At 40.7% G+C, this 21855-nt stretch carries 17 protein-coding genes and 1 riboswitch; all 17 genes read right to left on the bottom strand.

What is annotated here, in order from left to right; genetic code table 11:
* Positions 1–87: 87 nt before the first annotated feature.
* Positions 88–199: riboswitch (SAM riboswitch) on the bottom strand.
* Positions 200–444: 245 nt separating this feature from the next.
* The 17 genes from M5A78_RS14180 to M5A78_RS14100 all read right to left on the bottom strand — a co-directional run bounded on the left by M5A78_RS14180 (position 445) and on the right by M5A78_RS14100 (position 21728).
* Entirely contained in the window at positions 445–1305 is an 861-nt protein-coding gene (locus M5A78_RS14180) for a carbon-nitrogen hydrolase family protein (protein ID WP_248735927.1), read from the bottom strand.
* Between the two features lie 98 nt (positions 1306–1403).
* A complete protein-coding gene (gene argH / locus M5A78_RS14175; protein ID WP_248735926.1) occupies positions 1404–2780 on the bottom strand; it encodes an argininosuccinate lyase in 1377 nt (458 codons plus the stop codon).
* A gap of 278 nt (positions 2781–3058) precedes the next feature.
* Positions 3059–4270, bottom strand: a complete 1212-nt coding sequence (locus M5A78_RS14170) for an argininosuccinate synthase (RefSeq protein ID WP_248735925.1) — start codon at positions 4268–4270, stop codon at positions 3059–3061.
* An 81-nt stretch (positions 4271–4351) separates the two neighbouring features.
* The gene (gene argF / locus M5A78_RS14165; RefSeq protein ID WP_248735924.1) at positions 4352–5329 is read right to left on the bottom strand and encodes an ornithine carbamoyltransferase; all 978 of its coding nucleotides are present in this window, start codon (positions 5327–5329) and stop codon (positions 4352–4354) included.
* A complete protein-coding gene (gene carB / locus M5A78_RS14160; RefSeq protein ID WP_248735923.1) occupies positions 5313–8549 on the bottom strand; it encodes a carbamoyl-phosphate synthase (glutamine-hydrolyzing) large subunit in 3237 nt (1078 codons plus the stop codon). Before carB ends, argF begins: the two co-directional genes overlap by 17 nt.
* Complete coding sequence (locus M5A78_RS14155; RefSeq protein ID WP_248735960.1) at positions 8536–9612, bottom strand: carbamoyl phosphate synthase small subunit; 1077 nt, start codon at positions 9610–9612, stop codon at positions 8536–8538. Before M5A78_RS14155 ends, carB begins: the two co-directional genes overlap by 14 nt.
* A gap of 5 nt (positions 9613–9617) precedes the next feature.
* Positions 9618–10817, bottom strand: coding sequence for an acetylornithine transaminase (locus M5A78_RS14150; protein ID WP_248735922.1), 1200 nt, complete (start codon positions 10815–10817; stop codon positions 9618–9620).
* On the bottom strand, positions 10817–11614 hold the full coding sequence (argB, locus tag M5A78_RS14145; protein WP_248735921.1) for an acetylglutamate kinase: 798 nt from the start codon (positions 11612–11614) through the stop codon (positions 10817–10819). Before argB ends, M5A78_RS14150 begins: the two co-directional genes overlap by 1 nt.
* Positions 11615–11627: 13 nt before the next feature.
* Positions 11628–12857 (bottom strand): bifunctional ornithine acetyltransferase/N-acetylglutamate synthase, encoded by a 1230-nt coding sequence (gene argJ / locus M5A78_RS14140; protein ID WP_248735920.1) that lies wholly within the window; start codon positions 12855–12857, stop codon positions 11628–11630.
* 72 nt (positions 12858–12929) lie between these two features.
* The gene (argC, locus tag M5A78_RS14135; RefSeq protein WP_248735919.1) at positions 12930–13967 is read right to left on the bottom strand and encodes an N-acetyl-gamma-glutamyl-phosphate reductase; all 1038 of its coding nucleotides are present in this window, start codon (positions 13965–13967) and stop codon (positions 12930–12932) included.
* A 267-nt stretch (positions 13968–14234) separates the two neighbouring features.
* The gene (gene aroD, locus M5A78_RS14130; protein WP_248735918.1) at positions 14235–15008 is read right to left on the bottom strand and encodes a type I 3-dehydroquinate dehydratase; all 774 of its coding nucleotides are present in this window, start codon (positions 15006–15008) and stop codon (positions 14235–14237) included.
* A 16-nt stretch (positions 15009–15024) separates the two neighbouring features.
* A complete protein-coding gene (locus M5A78_RS14125) occupies positions 15025–15561 on the bottom strand; it encodes a shikimate kinase (protein WP_406603703.1) in 537 nt (178 codons plus the stop codon).
* Between the two features lie 172 nt (positions 15562–15733).
* A complete protein-coding gene (gene nikC / locus M5A78_RS14120) occupies positions 15734–16633 on the bottom strand; it encodes a nickel transporter permease (RefSeq protein WP_406603702.1) in 900 nt (299 codons plus the stop codon).
* Between the two features lie 14 nt (positions 16634–16647).
* Positions 16648–17655, bottom strand: coding sequence for an ABC transporter permease (locus M5A78_RS14115; protein WP_248735917.1), 1008 nt, complete (start codon positions 17653–17655; stop codon positions 16648–16650).
* Between the two features lie 442 nt (positions 17656–18097).
* Positions 18098–19714, bottom strand: coding sequence for an ABC transporter substrate-binding protein (locus M5A78_RS14110; protein ID WP_248735916.1), 1617 nt, complete (start codon positions 19712–19714; stop codon positions 18098–18100).
* 51 nt (positions 19715–19765) lie between these two features.
* Entirely contained in the window at positions 19766–20734 is a 969-nt protein-coding gene (locus tag M5A78_RS14105) for an ABC transporter ATP-binding protein (RefSeq protein ID WP_248735915.1), read from the bottom strand.
* Complete coding sequence (locus M5A78_RS14100) at positions 20715–21728, bottom strand: ABC transporter ATP-binding protein (RefSeq protein ID WP_248735914.1); 1014 nt, start codon at positions 21726–21728, stop codon at positions 20715–20717. The genes M5A78_RS14105 and M5A78_RS14100 overlap by 20 nt, the downstream gene beginning before the upstream one ends.
* Positions 21729–21855: the final 127 nt, after the last annotated feature.

The raw sequence follows: 21855 nt of genomic DNA, 5'->3' as shown, positions 1-21855 counted from the left end.
TTCCACCCCTTCAAATGAATTGAGAATTTGACCATCAGTTTTTTTGAAAAATAAAACCCTCTTCATAAGAAGAGGGTTAGTTTCCTCCTCTTATCTTCCAGGTTAAAAATAACCTGCAGGAATTAGCACCTTTTCAAGGATTACCTTGATGGTTGCCGGGCTTCATCGGGCCTAGTCCCTCCGCCGCTCTGGATAAGAGTTTTATATATTTTTTCATTAATTTCCAATGTATAAAAAGTATATTAGCTAAATTTTCAGTCAATGTCAATAGGTTTTTTCATTAAAGCGGCAATATTGCAATAGTTTCCTTTGCATTGATTTTTTCAATCATCTTTAGCCTTACCTGCTGGTTGTTAGGGGGAACGATGAATGATGATGAGCTGAAGTTGATCTTTGGTAAAAACGGAATACTCGCTTCGATACAAGCCAATCAGATCATTTCGATCATTTTCCCCAATCCACATATAGGTCCGTTCTGCGATCGCGCCAGGTTGTGACCGTGCCGCGCTCGCGCACCTCGTATAAGAGTTCTAAATCAAGATCCGCCGTGATGACCATGTCATTATTGATTTCTCCTTCAACTTGAATGCCTTTTGGTGGGAATGGGATATCATTAGGAGTAATGATTACGGCCTGACCAATATTACTGCGCATAAAGTCAACCGTTGGCAGTGAGCCAACAGTTCCAGTTAAGACAACATATAGCTGATTTTCTATTGCCCGGGCATGGCTTGTGTAACGGACACGGTGGAAGCCATGACGGTCCTCTGTACATGAGGGACAGAAAATAACGTCTGCCCCCTTTGCCTTAGCTATGCGAACGATTTCCGGAAACTCAATATCGTAGCAGGTCAGTATGGCAATTTTCCCTTTGTTCGTTTCAAAGATCTGAAATGAATCGCCTGCTGCCATATTCCACTCATTCACCTCTGTTGGTGTAATGTGAAGCTTGGCCTGCTCACCCACTCGTCCATCTGGATAAAATAAATACGCGGTATTATAAAGCTTACCGTCCTTTTTGATGACATGTGTTCCCGCGATTATGTGCATGGTTGTTTGCTTTGCAAAATTGGAGAATAATTCGTGGTATTGCTCGGTAAAGCTCGGCAAATCATCTATAGTTAGGCTTCGACCCTGACCATTGTCAATAGATAGGAGCTGAGTAGTAAAAAGCTCAGGAAACAGAACAAACTCTGCACCAAACTCTTCAGCTGTTTTAATGTAATGCGCGCATTCGGCGGCGAATTCTGCAAACGATTGAATCGTATGGAGATGGTACTGTACAGCAGATACTCTTAATTTCATTTGTCTACTCCTTTTGGTAAGCTATGAAAAAATTATCTACTATTTTGGTTTTAGATACAAATCAAATATAAAAGCCCGTCATTTGACGAGCTGGTTTCTTATTGTTGCAGTTTTTTTTCCGCAAGCTTAATTTGACCTCTAACCTGTTCCGGTGATGTTCCACCAAAGCTGTTTCGAACAGCCACAACATGCTCAGGTGCCAATACCACGTAGATATCTTCTTCAAATAACCGACTAAACCCCTGATACTCAGCAAAGCTTAAATCCAGCAAAAACTTATTTGACTGGATTGCATATAAAACAATTTTCCCAATGACTTCATGGGCTTCACGGAAGGGTAATCCTTTTCTTACCAAGTAATCGGCGATATCTGTAGCATTAGAAAAATCATTGTTAATTGCTTTTCGCATTACATCTTTATTTACTGTCATACTCTCAATCATCGGTGCTAACAGCTTTAAAGACCCCTCTAACGTTTCAACTGTATCAAACATACCTTCTTTATCTTCTTGTAAGTCCTTATTATATGCGAGCGGTAATCCTTTTAATACAGTTAACAATCCAATTAAATTACCATATGTGCGCCCCGTTTTCCCTCTTAGCAACTCAGGAACATCGGGGTTCTTTTTTTGTGGCATAATACTTGATCCTGTACAAAACGAATCATCCAACTCCACAAATTGAAATTCCTGGCTTGACCAAATCACCAGTTCTTCAGATAATCGGGAAATATGGGTCATGATAATCGAACCAATCGACAAAAATTCAAGGATGAAATCGCGATCGCTGACTGCGTCCATACTGTTTGGATAGATGGTTTCAAACCCTAATATCTCGGCAACACGTTCGCGGTTAATGGGAAAGGTGGTCCCTGCCAATGCTCCGGAACCAAGTGGTAGCCAGTTCACCCGTTTCTGGGAATCGATCAATCTCTCTTTATCCCGTTCAAACATCCAAAAGTAAGCCATTAAATGATGGGCAAAGGAAACCGGCTGGGCTCGCTGCAGGTGGGTATAGCCGGGAATCAACGTTTCAATATTTTCCTGGGCCTGATTGATGATTGCCTGCTGTACATCTTCCATTAATTTTATCAGTTCAGTCGTTTTTGTTCGTAAATAAAGATGCATATCCGTTGCCACTTGGTCATTCCGGCTGCGGCCCGTGTGAAGCTTGCCACCAACAGGACCAATTTTTTCAATTAACAGCTTCTCGATATTCATATGAATATCTTCATCTTCAACAAGAAATTCAACCTCATCACGTTTAACCATCTCTTTAATCTCGAGTAGTCCATGCTTAATTTTCTCAGCATCCTCCACCGGAATAATGGAGCACTCCCCTAGCATTTGCACATGGGCAAGGCTTCCATCGATATCTTCATTGGCTAGCTTTTGATCAAAAGAAATCGAAGCTGTGAATTCTTCAACGAGCTTGTTCGTTTCTTTTGTAAAGCGTCCGCCCCATAGCTTTGACATATAATGCTCCCCCTTCAATACGAGCTTTTTTTTTTCATTAACCTGAAATAATTTTTTATCAGCGAATTTCGCAGGAATATCAGCGAATTCAGCTAATTTATCAGCGAATTCAGCTAGTTTATCAGCGAATTCAGCTATTTTATCAGCGAGTTCAGCTATTTTATCACCGAGTTTTGCATTTTATCAGTGAATAGCAAAACGCCATAGTTTTGAATCTAAAATTGAGTCTTCCACTAATCAGTTTGCCCCCGAAATGTAAGCTTCGAGGGCAATCTGTATTATTTTAAAATTGAGTCTTTATTATTCACTTCAGCATAAACCTTTGTCGGTAAACCCCAAAGTTTAATAAAACCAACCGCTGCATTATGATCAAAAGCATCTCCTTTTGCATAGGTTGCTAATTCCTCATTGTAAAGGCTGTGAGGGGACTTACGGCCAACAACCGTATGATTCCCTTTATGAAGTTTGACTCGGATGGTTCCAGAAACAACCTTCTGCGTTTCATCAATAAAGGCATCAAGGGCTGTTTTTAACGGAGAATACCAAAGGCCTTCATAAATAATTTTTGCCATTTGCTGATCAACCTGTGTTTTGAACTGGGTAACCTCACGAGGTAAAGTCAAAAATTCTAATTCCTTATGAGCGTTGATTAAAATGAGTGCTGCAGGATTCTCGTACACTTCACGTGATTTAATTCCTACTAATCTATTTTCAATGTGGTCAATACGACCAACACCGTGCTTGCCGCCAAGATCATTTAACGTTTCAATTAGCTGAACAAGGGGAAGCTGTTCGCCATTAAGCGCCACAGGAATTCCCTGCACGAAATCAATTTCCACATATTCTGCTTCATCTGGTGTTAATTCAATCGGGTTGGTCCAATCAAATGCCGCTTCCGGTGCCTCCGCCCATGGATTTTCAAGAACACCAGCTTCGCAGGCACGGCCCCAAATGTTGGCATCAATCGAAAATGGATTATCTAAATCAACGGGAATCGGAATCCCGTTTTCCTGTGCATACAATATTTCTTCGTCACGGGTCATGCCCCATTCACGAACTGGAGCGATTACTTTTAAGTTTGGATTTAACGCCTGAACCGAAACTTCAAAGCGCACTTGGTCATTTCCTTTACCTGTACAGCCGTGAGCTACAGCGGCGGCACCCTCTTTTTCAGCGACTTCGACCAATAATTTAGAAATTAGCGGTCTGGAAAGGGCAGAAGATAATGGGTACTTTCCTTCATATAAACAATTAGCCTTCAAAGCGGGAAGAATATACTCCTTGGCTAATAATTCTTTCCCATCAATCATAATTGCTTTGATGGCGCCGACATTCAATGCCTTGTTTTTAATGGCTTCTAAGTCCTTACCTTCACCAACATCAAGGCCTAAGGCAATCACATCATAACCATATTTTTCCTGAATCCATTTAACAGATACGGATGTATCTAAACCGCCTGAATAGGCTAAAACGATTTTCTCTTTTGTCATCTGTATTCTCCTTATGTTAATGTGTATTATTATTCAACCAATAGAATTATTATACATCAAAAATCAAAAAAATAAATACTATTATGCTAGTAATAATTTTAAAATTGCTTTTTGGGCATGGAGGCGGTTCTCTGCTTCATCAAATACGACCGAATGCGGTCCATCAATAATTTCCGCAGATACCTCTTCGCCGCGATGAGCCGGCAGGCAATGTAAAAAGAGAAAATCGTTTTTAGCATGCTTACATAATTCCTCATTTACTTGATAGGATGCAAACACCTTGAGCCGCTTTTCGGTTTCTTCCTCCTGACCCATGCTGGTCCAAACATCTGTAACAATGACATCCGCGTCTTTAACAGCTTCCTGTGGATCGGTTGTCACCTTTACTATACTTCCCGTATGTTTGCCCACTTCCATTGCCTTCTCTGTTATTTTTGCATTGGGCAAATAATCGAGCGGGCTGGCAATGCTAATGTGCATTCCTGTTTTAACAGCGCCTTCCATTAATGAATGAGCCATATTGTTATTTCCGTCTCCTAAATAGCACATCTTTAAGCCTGACAATTTCCCTTTATGTTCAAGGATGGTCAGCAGGTCTGCCATTACTTGGGTTGGATGATGTAGGTCAGTTAAACCATTAATAACCGGAACGGTTGCATGCTCTGCCAACTCTTCAACCGAGTCGTGCGAAAAAGTTCGAATCATGATGCCATCCACATAACGAGATAATACTTTGGCGGTATCAGAAATACTTTCCCCTCTGCCAAGCTGTAGGTCTTTCGAGCTTAGAAAAATCGCATGACCCCCAAGCTGGAGCATCCCAACCTCAAACGATACTCTTGTACGGGTTGAAGATTTTTCAAAAATCATTCCTAAAACCTTTCCGCTTAAGAACGAATGCGGTTTTCCCTTCTTTTGCTTTGCCTTCAATTCCTGTGCCACATCTAGCAGATGAAGAATTTCCTCTGTGCTAAAATCGGCAAGCTGTAAAAAATCTTTTCCCTTTGATATTATGCTTTCAGTACAACTTGTATCCTTCAATTTATATGCTTCTAACATGAACAACACCTTCCATTTCCAAATTGTAATATTCACTTACCGACCGTGCTTCATAATCGGAAATAGGACTATTTCCTAAACCAATGATGGCATTAACCGTATCTAAATGCGTGAACACTGGGACCTTATAACGAATCGCTTGTTCACGAATGTAAAAACCAAATTTCAGTTTGTTCCTTCCTTGGTTCGGAATATTAATCACAGCCTTCATGGCGTGATTCCGAAATAGGTCATTAACATCCTGATCGTCCTTCACTACTTTTTCAACAGGAATGCCTTTATTCTTTAAAAAATCAGCCGTACCTTCCGTCGCAGCCAGCTTGAATCGATTCTTGATAAGGCTCTTGATGATTGGAAGACTTTCTTGCTTTTCACGATCTGCAATGGAACAAAAGATATACGTTTTTTCCGGATTCTCACTCATCGAGGGAATCGCCTTATCAAAGGCTTCTTGGTAAGTTAACCCGATGCCAAGCGCTTCACCTGTTGATTTCATTTCCGGTCCAAGGACATGGTCGACCCCCTTTAGCTTACTTGATGAAAAAATCGGTGCTTTTATGGAAAAATAATTTGGTTCTGCCAGTAATCCTTTTATCGGGCTCAAATCCGTTAAGGAATCGCCTAACTGTACACATACCGCCCATTCAATCATCGGAACACCCGTGACTTTACTGATGATTGGCACCGTTCTCGATGAACGAGGGTTTACCTCCAGAACATAAACCTGGTTCTCATAAATAACAAATTGGATATTCATCATGCCGATGATTGGTGCGGTTTTAGCAATTTCGCCTGCATATCCAAGTAATGTTTCCTTGATTTTTTCTGATATCGAAATTGGCGGAAAGACAGAAATACTGTCACCGGAGTGTACGCCTGCTTTTTCAATATGTTCAAAGATTCCTGGAACAACAATTGTGCTCCCGTCACTTATCACATCAATCTCGCATTCTAATCCAGGCAAATATTTATCTACTAATAACGGCCACATTTTAGCATTTGAGTTCTTTTCAAGCTGTATGAGATAGCTTTGTAGATCCCTTTCTGAAAAAATCGTAAACATCGATTGACCACCAATGACATAAGAAGGTCTCACAAGAACCGGGTAGCCTAATTCAGCTGCAGCTGTGGCTAATTCATCCACATGGGATACAGTTTCCCCTTCAATATGGGGGATGTTTAAATCTTCTAAAAGCTGATAAAATTCTTTGCGATCCTCCAGACGGTCGACATTGTCCACGGAAGTGCCTAAAATCTTAACTCCTTCATTCTCTAAATCATGGGCTAAATTAATAGCCGTTTGCCCGCCAAATTGAATTAATACGCCTTCAACCCGCTCTTTTTCAATCACATGAAGGACATCCTCAGCAGCTAACGGTTCAAAATAGAGGCGATCCGCGATTGAATAATCAGTACTTACCGTCTCAGGGTTGTTATTCATCACCACGGCCTCATAGCCCTTTTTCTTAATCGCTTTTGCGGCATGGACTGAGCAGTAATCGAATTCAATCCCTTGGCCGATTCGAATCGGTCCTGAACCAATGACAAGAATTTTTTTCTTATTGGTAATTTCTACTTCGTCAACCCCATGCCAAGTAGAATAATAGTAAGGTGTCACGGCATCAAATTCTGCCGAGCAGGTGTCAACCATCTTATAGCCTGGTTTCCAGTTGAGTTCTTTCCACTTGGTTCTGACTTGTTTTTCTGGGATATTGTAAATTTGTGATAATAACTTATCGGCAATATTATTTCGTTTTGCTTCTTTCAACAATGGTAAAGGAACATCCTCCCAGCTATAGGCCGATAATTCCATTTCAAATGCAACGATGGAATTAATTTTGTATAAAAACCATGGATCAATTTCAGTCAGCTGTTGAAGTTTCTCAAGAGAGATCCCTCTTCTACATGCTTCAGCAATGACGAATAGCCGTCTGTCATTTGCTTTATCCAGAAGTTCAAACAAGGATGTCTCATTTAATGATTTATTTACCTCAAGGCATAGACCGTAAACATCCATTTCCATCGACCGAATCGCCTTGTTTAGAGCACCTTCAAATGTTCGGTCAATCGCCATGACTTCCCCAGTTGCTTTCATTTGTGTTCCCAAAGTTCGGTCTGCCTCAGGGAACTTGTCAAATGGAAAACGAGGTAGTTTAACCACTATATAATCAATCGCCGGTTCAAACGAAGCAAAGGTATTACCTGTTATAGGATTCACAATCTCATCTAAGTGGTAGCCAATTGCACACTTTGCGGCCATTCTTGCGATGGGATAACCAGTTGCTTTTGAAGCAAGTGCCGACGAACGGCTTACCCTCGGGTTTACTTCAATGATGTAATACTGGTTTGATTCCGGATGCAGGGCGAACTGAATGTTGCAGCCGCCAATTATCTCTAATTCTTTGATAACCTTTATCGAAACGTCACGGAGCATTTGATATTGGACATCCGTCAAGGTTTGCGACGGAGCAACGACAATGGAATCGCCGGTATGCACACCAACCGGGTCCATGTTTTCCATATTGCAAACAATAATGCACGTATCATTTGCATCCCTCATGACCTCATATTCAATTTCCTTCCAGCCTTTAATGCTTTTTTCGACTAATACTTGAGAGATGGGACTCGCTGCTAAGCCTTTTTTCAAGACAGTTTCTAGTTCTTCAGCGTCATGAGCGAATCCGCCGCCGTCCCCTCCCAGCGTATAGGCAGGACGAATGATAACCGGAAAACCGATTTCCTTTACAAAGGCTGCCCCGTCTTCAAAGCTATGAATAATCGCTGATTCTGGTATCGGTTCACCGATTTTAAGCATCAAATTGCGGAACTTTTCCCGGTCTTCTCCGTTTTTGATAGATTCGACGGAGGTTCCTAACAATTCTACATTGTATTTTTCTAAAATATTCTGTTCATAAAGCTGCACCGTTAAATTTAAGCCCGTTTGCCCACCCAGCGTGCCAATCACACCATCCGGCTTTTCCTTCTGAATAATTTTTTCAATTGTTGCAACGGTTAGCGGTTCGATATAAACCTTATCGGCAATGGCTTCATCTGTCATAATCGTTGCAGGGTTATTATTGATTAAAATAACTTCGATTCCCTCTTCTTTAAGAGCGATACACGCCTGTGTTCCTGCATAATCAAATTCCGCAGCTTGCCCGATCACAATCGGACCTGAGCCAATCACTAGTACTTTGGTTAATTTTTCATTTAACGGCATAGACTGTCTCTCCCACTGAAGCTATCTGACTTACGAAATCTGTTAAAATATATTCTGTATCGCTCGGTCCTGGATGGGCTTCAGGATGAAATTGCACAGTTTGGATCGGATAGATTTGATGCTTTAATCCCTCAATTGATTTGTCATTGACATTACGGTAGGTTACAGCGAATACATTGGTGTCAATGCTTTCGTCAACGACGACATATCCATGATTTTGTGCAGTTATTTTCACTTTACCGGTTATTATTTCTTTAACTGGATGATTACCGCCGCGATGCCCGTATGAGAGCTTTTCAGTTTTTGCCCCATAGGCTAGTGCGATTAACTGATGCCCAAGGCAGATTCCAAGCGTTGGATAGTGCTGAGAAATTTTTTTGATTTCCGGGAACCACTTCTTCAACTCCATCGGGTCACCAGGTCCATTACTAAGAAGAACACCATCCGGGTTTAAGGCTTTTATTTTTTCAAAAGAAGTATTGTAAGGCACAAGGGTGACCGAACAGTTTTCTGTTAAAAGAGCATTGAGAATCGACTTTTTATAGCCAAAATCAATTAACACGACATGCGGTCCTCTGTTGTTGAAAAATTGTGTCTTCTTCGTTGATACTTTTTCTACCCAAAATGACGGTATTTCAGTTGTGGAATAGTTTAAGTTCTTTGTATTGCTTAAGTATCCTTTGACTGTCCCTCTGCTGCGAATGGTTTTTACCAGGCGTCTTGTATCCACTCCCGCGATCCCTGGAACCCTAGCTTGCTTTAGTTTTTCAGAAAACTTGGAGATGGATTGATAATGGCTCGGTGTTTCACATAGGTCACCAATTATTACTCCTGCTAATGCTGGTGTAATACTTTCATCATCCAGAGCATTGATTCCGTAGCTTCCGATAATCGGATAGCAAAAAGTTATGATTTGTCCGGCGTAGGAAGGGTCGGTAATGATTTCTTGGTAACCGGTCATACTTGTATTAAAAACGACTTCACCGAATGAATCCTTTTCTGCACCAATTAATACACCTTCAAATACTTCTCCCGATTCCAAAGTAAGATAACCATGTTTCAACATTCTCACTCGCCTTTCTCTATACTTTGGAATGTCTTATCCAATTTAACTTTAAATTCGTTAATTTCTTCATTAGTCACTGTAAGCGGCGGTAATATCCGAACGACATTCTGGCCCGCTGTTAAAATAAGTAGGTTGTTTTTTAATGCCTTTTTGACTATTTTAAGTGCCTCGGTTTCAACAACCACTCCTTTAAGCAGCCCTTTACCGCGAATTTCTTTAATAAATGGGTACTTTTCCTTCAGGCTTTGGAGCTGAAGGTCGAGGTAAGCTGACACTTCTTTCACATGATCGATTAAGTTGCTTTCGAGTATATAAGTAATGGTTGCCTGCCCGGCAGCTGTAGCTAAGGGGTTTCCACCAAACGTGCTACCGTGGGTGCCTGGTTCAAACCCCTTTGCTGCTTCTTCTTTAGCAATAATCGCACCTATTGGAAAACCGGAGCCGAGACCTTTAGCAATACTGATTACATCCGGTTCGATTGCATATTGTTCATAGGCAAAGAGCGTGCCTGTTCTGCCAATACCTGTTTGGATTTCATCGACCATCAGCAGGATTTCATTGTCCTTGCAAATTTGGGCTAGCTTTTCCACCCATTTTGGGTTCGCTGGAATGACTCCCCCTTCGCCCTGAACAAGCTCTAACAGGACCGCTGCAGGCTTGATTGTTATAAGTTCATCGAGTCCATCGATGTCGTTAAATGGTAGGTATCTGAATCCAGGCATAAGTGGATAAAAGCCTTGCTGAATTTTTTCCTGCCCGGTTGCAGATAAGGTCGCTAATGTTCTTCCATGAAACGATTGTTGAAAGGTGACTACTTCGGATGAGCCGCTGCCCTTTACATTATTTGCATATCTTCTCGCAAGCTTTATAGCTGCTTCGTTAGCTTCTGCCCCGCTGTTACAAAAAAACACTTGGTCGCCACAGCTATTTTCAACAAGTAAGGCAGCCAGCTCCTGTTGATTGGGAATTTCGTAAAGGTTTGAGCAGTGCCACAGGTTCTGAAGCTGCTTTTCTAGCTTTTCTTTTACAGCTTCAGGTACATGCCCTAAATTGCAGGTGGCAATACCAGATGTAAAATCTAGAAATTGGTTACCTTGATCATCCCAAATGTAACTTCCTTTTCCCTTCACCAGCGTGATCGGAAAGCGGCTGTAAGTTGCCATAACAGGCGACATCTGAAAGACGGAAGTATTGTTCACCATCACGCTATCTCCTCTTCTAAGACAATTTTTGTACCGATTTTTTTGCCGTTTGTATAATCTATCAAGCTATTCTTCTCAAATCCGTTAATAATCGCAACCTCAGGAATATTGTGAACGAGGCCATCAATTGCTGCCTTAACTTTTGGTATCATTCCACCAAAAATTGTTTGATTATTAATCATCTCTTCAATAATGGCCTTAGATACTTTATCGATTTTCGTCTTCGTACCATCTTTTTCCACTAAAATTCCGGGAATATCACTAACAAAACATAAATTTGCTTCCAACGCCTTAGCAATGGCAGAGGCAGCAATATCACCGTTTATATTGTACCTTTGCCCACTTGCATCAACCCCAATTGGGGATATGACTGGAATATAACCTTGATTGATGATTCCCACAATAACACTTTGATTCACATCAACAACTTCTCCGACAAAGCCTAATATTTTTGAATCACTGCTCTGTTTTGCTTTTAGCAAAGTACCATCAACGCCGCTAACCCCAATGGCCTTTCCTTTTGCTTCGACAATGTTTCTGACAACCTGTTTATTAACCATTCCGCTTAGGACCATTTCGACTATATCTAAAACTTCATGATTTGTTACTCTAAGACCATTCACAAATGTGGTTTCAACATTTAAGCTGTTTAATAATTGATTAATTAATGGTCCGCCTCCATGTACGATTACCGGCATCCATTCACCGGCCTTATACATTTTCACGATATCTTCATAAAAGGATTTTGGCAGATTTTCTAACACACTTCCGCCGCACTTAATGACAAGAAATTTCATCCTTTTGTCCCCCTTATGTGCGGTAAGATGCATTGATTTTGACATAATCATAGGTTAGATCGCAGCCCCAGGCGGTTGCATTGTAATCCCCTTGGTTTAATTCAACTAGTATTTTGATATTTTCTTGTTGTAAGTACTCTTTGACTTGTTCCTCAACAATCGGACAAGGCAATCCTTTTTCGAATACCTTATATTGGCCTAATGAAACGTCGAGCAAGCTAGGCTCGATTGGAACTCCACTGTATCCTGCCGCTGTTACGATTCTGCCCCAGTTTGGATCTGTTCCGTAAATGGCTGTTTTTACAAGATTAGAAGAAATGATTGATTTCCCCACTGCTCTAGCTTCATTCTGACTATATGCTCCGTTAACCTGAACTTCGATTAGCTTTGTGGCCCCTTCACCGTCTCTTGCAATTTTTTTGGCAAGCGACTCACAAACTATTTTTAAACCGTCTACAAACAGCTCCCAGTCCGGATGTTCTTTTGTCAGTTGATTATTCGCCACTAAGCCATTAGCCATAACTAAAACCATATCGTTAGTACTTGTGTCCCCATCGACGGTAATCATATTAAATGTTTGGTTGGTAACGTCCTTGAGTGCATAAAGCAGGTCATCGTGAGCAACATTGGCATCTGTTGTAACAAAGCCAAGCATGGTAGCCATGTTGGGATGAATCATTCCGGAGCCCTTTGCTGTTCCGCCGATGGTTACTGTTTTTCCGTCTATTTTTACTTGCACGGCTATTTGCTTCATGCAAGTATCTGTTGTTAAGATCGACTTTTTGAAGTTTTCCTCATTTTCATATTCATTCATGAGGATTTGTTTAATCCCTGTTTTGATTTTTTCCATTGGAAGCAACTCACCAATAACTCCTGTCGAGGTAACTCCGACCAAATGACTTTGGATGCCAAGTTCACTGGCAAATTCCTTTTGCATTTCAAATGCATCGGTTAATCCTTGCTCCCCTGTGCAAGCATTAGCGTTTCCGGAATTCACGAGTATTGCCTGAATCTTATTTTCTTTCGCGATGCTTTCTTGGGTTACTAAAAGTGGAGCAGCTTGAAAGATATTTGTGGTATACACTCCAGCAGCTATGGCTGGAACATCAGATACAATATACCCCAGGTCTAATTTTTTTCTTTTAATACCGCAATGAATTCCACCTGCTTTAAACCCTAGTGGTAAGGTGACACTTCCTTCTTCAAGAATAACGACTTCTTTACTTGATATTGCTTGCGCCAATTTTGTTTTCCCCCTTTAAAATCCTTTTGTCCGTATTCATCCCATTCGTAAACTATCAATTTAGCCATGTTTTTAAGGATATAATGGAATGTCGATAAGCCCTGTCCGTTCATCCCAGCCATTTTGAAGATTAACGTTTTGAATGGCCTGCCCTGCAGCACCTTTAACCAAATTGTCGATGACGGAAATGATTGTCAAGCGGTTTGTTCTTTGGTCTACATGCAAGCCGATATCACAGTAGTTGCTTCCGAGTACCTCTTTTGTAGATGGAACATTTCCTTCTGGTCTAATTCTTATAAATGGGTTAATTTTATAAAATTCACTGTATATTTGATGGACTTCATTTGTCGTAACAGTTTCTTTTAGCTTCACATATATCGAACACATAATACCTCTATTCATCGGTACCAAGTGTGTAGTGAAAGAAATCTTGATTGGTCCACCGCTTTCATCAGATAAAATCTGCTCAATTTCTGGAATATGCTGATGTGCACCGAGTTTATACGCTTTTAGATTTTCATTGATTTCAGCAAAATGATTTGTTAATGAAAGTCCTCTTCCTGAGCCGGACACCCCCGATTTTGCATCAATAACAATTGACTCATATTCTGCTAAATTTGTTTTTAAGATTGGTAAAAGTCCAAGAATAGATGCCGTTGAATAGCATCCTGGATTGGCAATTAAGCTAGATGTTTTTATTTTTTCAGGATAAATTTCACTCAATCCATAGGTTGCTTGTTTTAAATATTTCTCATCTGCAGGTGAATGTTTATACCATGATTCATATTCATCTGCTGACCTTAATCGAAAATCCCCGGATAAATCAATACACTTAATCCCCCTATCCAATAGCGGAGGAACAAGACGGCTGCTTACTCCTGAGGGTGTGGCCAAAAATACAATTTCATTTTCTTCAGCTAGTCGATCGGCATTGAATGTTTCAAGCGGTTGATCAACAATGTTTGAGAGATGGGGATAAATCTCACTAAAACCAACTCCTGCTTGGGAGTTAGAGACAACAGTGCCTACTTCTAAATAGGGGTGCTGATTGATAAACCTTACTAACTCAATTGAACCATATCCTGTTCCACCAATAAGTGCAGCTTTCATTTTTTCAACTCCCGGGTTGCTCTTATAATGAATTATTATACATGCATATATATAATTATTCAATTTAAAAATAACCTAATTTTCCGATTTTATATAAAATAATCACTAAAATCATTGAAAACGCTTACAAATCGCATTGCGATATTATGCAATATTTATGTATAAAAAAGATGCAGAAAACCCCTAAATGGGTTCCTGCATCGTTATTCCTAACCTATAAAAAATTCTTCAAATAATAAATTGCCAACTGCGTTCGATCGCGCAACTTTAGTTTTTCAAGTAGTCCTGTTGTAAAAGGTTTAAAACCCTTCGTAATTCCGTTACGTCTATTTGACCAGGTGCTGATGATTTCTTTGCCGAGCCAAAAGTCAGCGCTGAACCAAAGATTTCACCTGTTAACCGGCTGACTACACCTTTGCTGCCCATGGACATGGTAATAATCGGCCTATCTGCATACTGTTCAGACATCGTATTTGTTGCCTCCAGTAATGTCAATACATCTGCAGAACAATTTGGCATTACCGCTATTTTTGGTATGTCTCCGCCCATTTTCTGCGCTTTGCGCAGCCGGGAAACAATTTCTTCTTTTGCAGGTGTTTTGTCAAAGTCATGATTGGAGATGATGACTAACACGTTGTTTACATGAGCTGTTTCAATTAATGTTTTAACATGATTTTCATCATTAAATAATTCAACATCAATGATATCTACCATACCAGTTTCCACAATAGCTTTGTTTAATTCGACATAGAAAACTGGGCTGATTTCCTTTTCGCCACCTTCTTTGGCGCTGCGGAAGGTAAAGATAAGCGGTGTGTCAGATAAGATCGCCCGGATTCTGATAAGAGCCTCTTTAACTTTCGAAATATCAATCACATGTTCGAAAAAGTCAACACGCCACTCAACAATATCTACGTCTAGCGTTTTTAAATATGCAGCTTCTTCCTTTAATTGCTCAAGCGTTTCACCCACCATCGGCACACAGATTTTCGGAGCACCTTCACCGATCGTAATTCCTCTAACGGATACTGTTTTTTTCATAACTGCACCTTCTCTATTACATTAAAATAGCTACTTCGTTTACAATTTGATTCGCAATCTCTTCTGCATTTTTGTTATCAGTAACAATCTTCAAATGATGATTAGAATAAAACTCCTGCCTTTTATCAAAAAGCTCTTTCATTTCTTCGATTGACTTTCCTTGCAGGACAGGGCGGCTGTCTATAATTCGACTAACCCGCTTCTTCCAATTTTCAAAAGATAAATCTAACAAAATAACCATACTGCTAGCCAAACATACCTTTCTGATTTCTTCTTGTAAAAAGGCTCCTCCGCCCAAAGATAAAACTCTACGATGTTGTTCACATAAACTGGTGATAACAGTCTTTTCCTTTTCCCTAAAAGCAACTTCACCTATCTTATTAAATATTTCTGAAACCTTCATTTCATATTCCTTTTCAATTTCTTCATCAATATCAACAAAATCCCATTGCAGTTTTTGAGCAACCAGCTTTCCAATCGTGCTCTTTCCCACACCCATAAACCCTATAAAAATAATATTCTTTTCTTTTAAAGAGCCTTCTAAGCTATTCACAATGATTCAATCCCCCTAAAGGATAAAAAATTCCAGAAAACCGGAGCATTTTAAGTTGAAATAATTATAATCCACTTAATCTCTTATTCCAACCCAAGCAACATAACTTCCCTATTTTTTTCGATAGCAATTAATAGGGCAATAAAGAAGAGACTCTATCTGAGTCTCTTCTTTATTGTTTCATCTTCGGATCTAGCACATCCCTTAGGCCATCTCCCATTAAGTTAAATCCCAGCACTGTCAGCATAATCGCCATCCCTGGGAAAAACAGTGTCCACGGGGCCTGTGTGATGTAATTTCTTGAATCAGCAAGCATTTTTCCCCACTCTGGCATTGGAGGCTGGGCACCTAATCCCAGGAAACCTAAGGCAGCTGCCTCGATGATGGCTGTTGCAATCGCCAACGTCGCCTGAACAATTACCGGCGACACGCTGTTAGGTAAAATATGCCTAAGGAGGATTCGGGCATCCTTCATTCCAACAGCACGGGCTGCCATAATATATTCCTCTTGTTTAACACTTAATACTTTCGATCTTATCAGCCGGCCGAAATTAGGTATATTAATAACGGCAATCGCAATTAATGCATTTTGCAATGATGGACCTAAAACGGAAACAACGGCAATTGCCAACAGGATACTTGGAAACGCAAGCATGATATCAAAGATACGTGAAATGATTGTATCTACCCAACGGCCATAGTATCCAGCCACAATTCCAAGGAAGGTTCCAACGACCACTGACCCTAGTACTGAGAAAAATCCAACCCATAAAGAAATTCTTGCTCCATATAAAACGCGTGAAAAAATATCTCTGCCAAAATCGTCTGTACCGAACCAATGCTTACTAGATGGTGCCTGCATCCGATCGACCAATACCACGTCTTTATAGCTATATGGGGCGATCCAGGGGGCGATGATGGCGATAATGATAAAAAAGATAACGATTCCTAAGCCAATGACGGCTAATTTATTTGTATAAAATGATTGCCAGTTCTCCTTCCACGGAGATATCAGCTTTTCTTCGGCAGGTATCATCGAGATGTCTGCCGTATTTTGTGCAAGTTCAGCCACTCTTGATTCCTCCTTTATTTTGTATATTTAATTCTTGGATCAACAAATACATATAATAAATCCACTACTAAATTAATGAATACAAAGATGGCTGCAATGATCAAGATACCTGATTGAATAACCGGGTAATCGCGATAGCCGATAGCGTCATATAAATATCTGCCAATTCCCGGCCAGCCAAAGATAGTTTCTGTTAAGATAGCTCCTCCCAATAGCAGTCCTGTCTGTAATCCGATAACGGTAAGAACTGGGATAATCGCATTTTTTAAGGAGTGCTTGTACACCACCCAAAACATTCTAAGTCCCTTTGCTCTAGCTGTACGAATGTAATCTGACTTCATAACTTCTAGCATTGTCGCACGGGTCATTCTTGCGATAATCGCCATCGGAATGGTGGCAAGCGCAAAGCTTGGAAGGATTAAATGCTTTAAAACGGTACCAAATTGATCAAATCTTCCTTGAATCAGTGTATCAAGTAAATAAATATTCGTAATCGCTGAAATCGGATCTCTGACATTCTCTCTTCCAGTAGTTGGCAGCCAGCCTAATTCTATTGAAAACCCCCATTGCTCCATCAGACCAAGCCAAAAGATGGGCATCGAGACCCCAATAAGCGCAAGTACCATTGCCACATAATCAAACCATGATTTAGAAAACCAGGCACTAATAATGCCTGCATTTACTCCAACAGTAATCGCAATGACCATAGCCACTATTGTCAATTCTGCGGTTGCTGCCAAATAGGGCCAAATTTCCTCGTTAATGGGACCTCTAGTTTGTAGAGAAATCCCTAAATCCCCTTGAAGTAATGATTTAATATAATCAAAATATTGTATGTACCACGGCCTGTCCAAACCCAATTCCTTTGTTAAATTCGCAATCGATTCGGCAGTGGCTCTTTGTCCAAGGATTACTTGTGCAGGATTTCCGGGGATTGCATGGATAATAGCAAAAACAACGAGCGTCATTCCTATTAATACTGGAATTAAAGAAAACACACGGCGGACCGTATAAGTTAACAAGTTATTCACCTCACCGAATAGCGGAAGCGCCTGGTTCAGCCCCGACAAGCATAAGACGAGCACTTACAGACGGCGTTCTTTGCCTTCCAAAGTGATTAGCTTAGATATCAAAGAGAAGCTTGGCGCTATTGCTAGACAATTTTATTCAGGAGTATTCTTTGATTAATCAAAAGGGGAGGCAATGCTCCCTCCCCTTTTTCCAAGATAAGATAAAATTTTGACTTCGAGAATTATCCAGCTCCAGCGCCCTAGCGGCTAGTGTCCTTCGCACTCCGCCCTACGATAAGTCAAGCACGAATGCGCCTCCGGCTCTTCGTTTTTCCTTTATCTCAGTTGGAGTGCTCCACAAGGAAGGCTTCGACAGCATAATCATCGCACGAAGAAAAAGCGTTAGCTTTTTCGAGGAGGCCATACGCCGCTGACCAGGGCGCTTGCGCTTTTATTATTTAAATTCGATATTGCTTAAACACTCGGAACCGGTAGGATGCGGCAAGTAGTTTTGAACATCCTTCGCTGCCGCTAACAACGGTGTAGAGTGAACAAGTGGAACCCATGGAGCATCTTCATGAATAATTTCCTGGGCTTTCTTGTAAAGTTCATTACGCTTTGACTGCTCCGTTTCTGTCTGTGCCTCAATCAATATCTTATGGAGCTCATCATTGCTGTAATAAGCATAGTTATTGCTTCCAATACTGTCCTTGTCTAATAGTGTATAAAGGAAGTTATCAGGGTCTCCATTGTCACCTGTCCAGCCAAGCATGAAGGCGTCAAACTCACCTTTTCTTGCTTTTTCTAAATAAGTGGCCCAGTCAACAGATTGGATTTTTGCTTTAATCCCAATTTTACCTAAGCTATCCTGAATAACCTCTGCCACTTTTTGCGCTTCCGGCATGTATGGACGTGCTACTGGCATTGCCCATAGATCCATTTCAAAGCCCTTCTCAAGTCCTGCTTCTTTTAATAATGCTTTCGCTTTTTCTAAATCAAACGGATACTCTTGAATGGCATCATTATAGCCTTCAATAGAAGGAGGCATAGGGTTTTTGGCTGCTAGTGCCTTACCGCCATAAAACGCGTTAATAATCGCTTTCTTATCGATTGCGTAGTTAATCGCTTGACGAACAAGCTTATTATCTAGTGGCTTATGAGTGTTTGTTAAACCAATATAACCAACGTTCATAGATGGACGTTCAATGATTTGCAATTTGTCGTTAGCTAAAACAGTTGCTTCATCCGAGTTATTAAGTCCATCCATTACATCAATCTCGCCATTTGCAAGGGCATTAAGACGAGCTGTATTTTCAGGTATAACACGGAAAATAATTTTGTTTAACTTTGGTAATCCTTTTTGCCAGTAGTCTGGATTTTTTTCGATAACAATTCGATCTTTTTGTTTCCATTCGACGAATTTGAATGGTCCTGTTCCAACTGGGTGGCTTCTAAAATCATCACCCCATTTTTCCAAAGCTGTAGGACTAGCAATCGCAAACATAGCCATGGCTATGTTTTTAAGGAATGGTGCTTGAGGTCTTTTTAATATAAACTGCACTGTATTTGGATCCACAGCCTTAACCTCTTTAATGACGTGCCCTTCATCGTTCTTATAACCGCCAAACATCGTATAATAAGGGAATTTTTCTTCATTCCCGTTCATCCAACGGTTGAAGTTGAAGACAACGGCATCGGCATTGAAATCCGTACCATCATGGAACTTTACACCTTTACGAAGATGGAATGTGTATGTTAAACCATCATCTGAGGTTTCCCACTTTTCGGCAAGTCCTGGCTTTATCGATGTATCCTTGTCCCCATAAACTAACAATGTTTCAAAAATGTTTATCGTTACTTTGAAAGCTTCTCCTTCAGTTGTTGTGATCGGATCGAGGGATGTGGAATCCCCGCCGCGGCCATAAACAAGTGTATCCTTTTTAGAACCATTGCTAGTGCCAGGATCTTTTTTGCCATCAGTTTCATTATTCGTCTTACTGTTACAGCCAGCTAAAAACATGCTGATGGCTAGTAAAGAAATCAACAGCACTAGTATAGACCTTTTTTTCATTGGCTTTTCTTACCCCCTGTTTTTATTTTTTTTATCATCAATGCCGCTACCTCACTCGTTATATAAGTGACAAGCAGCAAAATGACCGTTAAGATTAGTTTCCTCTGGTCTAGTGGTTTTGCATATTTCCATAACATATGAGCATCTCGTATGAAATGCACAACCTGTTGGTGGATTGGCTGGGCTTGGCAGCTCACCTTCAATTAATATCGTTTCTCTCTTAACATCCGGATCTGGTACCGGTACAGCAGAAAGGAGTGCTTTGGTGTACGGATGCTTGGGATTTTCATAAAGCTCTTCGCTTTCTGCTAACTCTATTAATCTGCCTAAATACATCACACCCACACGATCGCTGATATGGCGGACGACACCTAAATCATGAGCGATAAATATGTACGTAAGCTGGAATTCCCTTTGAATATCCTTCATTAAGTTGAGAACCTGGGCTTGAATCGAAACATCGAGTGCCGATACTGGTTCATCTGCAATAATCAGTTTTGGTTTCGTCATTAATGCTTTGGCAATCCCAATCCGCTGGCGCTGCCCGCCGCTGAATTGGTGCGGATACCGCTTCGCATGGTAGCTGCACAGGCCCACCACCTCAAGCATTTCTTTTACCTGCTTCCGGCGTTCTTCCGGAGTTCCGATTCCATGAACAATCAGAGGCTCCTCTAATATTTGTTCAACGGAATGCCTTGGGTTTAATGATGCATATGGGTCCTGGAACACCATTTGAATGTCGCGGCGCGTTTTTCTTAATTCAGACTTTGACAAACTGGTAATCTCTTTATCTTCAAAAATAATGGTTCCATCACTTGCTTCAATTAACCTTATTAGCAGTCTTCCCGTCGTTGATTTACCACAACCGCTTTCACCGACGATTCCTAAGGTTTCCCCTTTTTTGACGTAAAAAGAAACATCATCAACCGCTTTTACTTCGCCTTGTTTCTTACCAAAAATGCCACCAGTGATTGGAAAGTATTTTTTCAATCCGTTTACCTCAAGAAGGAATTCCGACATGATGATTACTCCCCTCCTTCAATGTATGTAGGAAACAGCGTACTTCATGTCCATCTTTTTCCGATTTATATAATTCAGGAGATTCTTCTCTACATTTCCCGAAAACCTCGGAGCACCTTGCAGCGAACCTACAGCCGTTTCGAATGGTTCCCGGTGCCGGGACAGTTCCGGGAATACTATAGAGACGGTCCTTTTTTCCTCGTAAATCAGGAACCGACTTCAACAGGCCCTTGGTATAAGGATGCTGTGGATCCTTTAAAATTTTCCTAACCTCGCCATGCTCAACGATTTGACCAGAATACATTACAATCACTCGTTCACAGATTTCCGCTACAACCCCTAAATCATGGGTAATCAGGATAATCGACGTGTTAGTTTTCTGGTTCAAATTTTTCATTAGAGCGAGGATTTGTGCCTGAATCGTGACATCGAGAGCCGTTGTGGGCTCGTCTGCAATTAGAACTCGAGGATTGCATGCCATTGCCATCGCAATCATAACCCGCTGCCGCATTCCGCCTGATAACTGGTGGGGGAGCTCTTTAAGAATCCCTTCAACTCTTGGAATCCCAACCAACTTTAATAATTCGATGCTCCGCACTTTTGCTTGTGCCTTAGAAAGATCAGTATGTAATCGAATCGCTTCCATTAACTGATTGCCAATCGTAAATAACGGGTTCAGTGAAGTCATTGGCTCCTGGAAAATCATTGATATTTGATTCCCACGGATTTTTCGCCATTCTTTTTCGGAGATATTTTTTAAGTCTTTTCCTTCAAAAATAATTTCACCGTTTTCAATTTTACCTGGCGGTGAAGGAATTAATCCCATGGTCGCTAAGGAAGTAACACTCTTCCCACTGCCGGACTCCCCAACAATTCCAAGGATCTCCCCTTCGTTTAGTTCAAAGCTAATTCCATCAACTGCTGGTAAAAACTTCTTACCCGATTGAAACGAAACCTTTAATTCACTTATTCGCAGAATAGGTTCATTGCTCATACATACACCTACTTTTACTATTCTAGTAAACAACTAATATTATATTATTATGAAGATTACGACTATTATGACATACAACACTTGTAGGAATTTGTCGGAATTTAGCACAATAGTAAAAAAATTTAAA

It is taken from the genome of Neobacillus rhizosphaerae (assembly GCF_937468385.1).
Lineage (GTDB): Bacteria > Bacillota > Bacilli > Bacillales > Cytobacillaceae > Neobacillus > Neobacillus rhizosphaerae.
This window is presented reverse-complemented; position numbering and strand designations above follow the sequence as displayed.

What these genes read in the sequence shown, in the direction of transcription:
- M5A78_RS14170 (WP_248735925.1), bottom strand. Translation starts at nt 4,270, where the DNA reads ATGACAAAAGAGAAAATCGTTTTAGCCTATTCAGGCGGTTTAGATACA.
- argB (WP_248735921.1), bottom strand. Translation starts at nt 11,614, where the DNA reads ATGAAATTTCTTGTCATTAAGTGCGGCGGAAGTGTGTTAGAAAATCTG.
- argH (WP_248735926.1), bottom strand. Translation starts at nt 2,780, where the DNA reads ATGTCAAAGCTATGGGGCGGACGCTTTACAAAAGAAACGAACAAGCTC.
- M5A78_RS14180 (WP_248735927.1), bottom strand. Translation starts at nt 1,305, where the DNA reads ATGAAATTAAGAGTATCTGCTGTACAGTACCATCTCCATACGATTCAA.
- aroD (WP_248735918.1), bottom strand. Translation starts at nt 15,008, where the DNA reads ATGAAAAAAACAGTATCCGTTAGAGGAATTACGATCGGTGAAGGTGCT.
- M5A78_RS14105 (WP_248735915.1), bottom strand. Translation starts at nt 20,734, where the DNA reads ATGTCGGAATTCCTTCTTGAGGTAAACGGATTGAAAAAATACTTTCCA.
- M5A78_RS14100 (WP_248735914.1), bottom strand. Translation starts at nt 21,728, where the DNA reads ATGAGCAATGAACCTATTCTGCGAATAAGTGAATTAAAGGTTTCGTTT.
- M5A78_RS14110 (WP_248735916.1), bottom strand. Translation starts at nt 19,714, where the DNA reads ATGAAAAAAAGGTCTATACTAGTGCTGTTGATTTCTTTACTAGCCATC.
- carB (WP_248735923.1), bottom strand. Translation starts at nt 8,549, where the DNA reads ATGCCGTTAAATGAAAAATTAACCAAAGTACTAGTGATTGGCTCAGGT.
- M5A78_RS14150 (WP_248735922.1), bottom strand. Translation starts at nt 10,817, where the DNA reads ATGGTGAACAATACTTCCGTCTTTCAGATGTCGCCTGTTATGGCAACT.
- argF (WP_248735924.1), bottom strand. Translation starts at nt 5,329, where the DNA reads ATGTTAGAAGCATATAAATTGAAGGATACAAGTTGTACTGAAAGCATA.
- argC (WP_248735919.1), bottom strand. Translation starts at nt 13,967, where the DNA reads ATGAAAGCTGCACTTATTGGTGGAACAGGATATGGTTCAATTGAGTTA.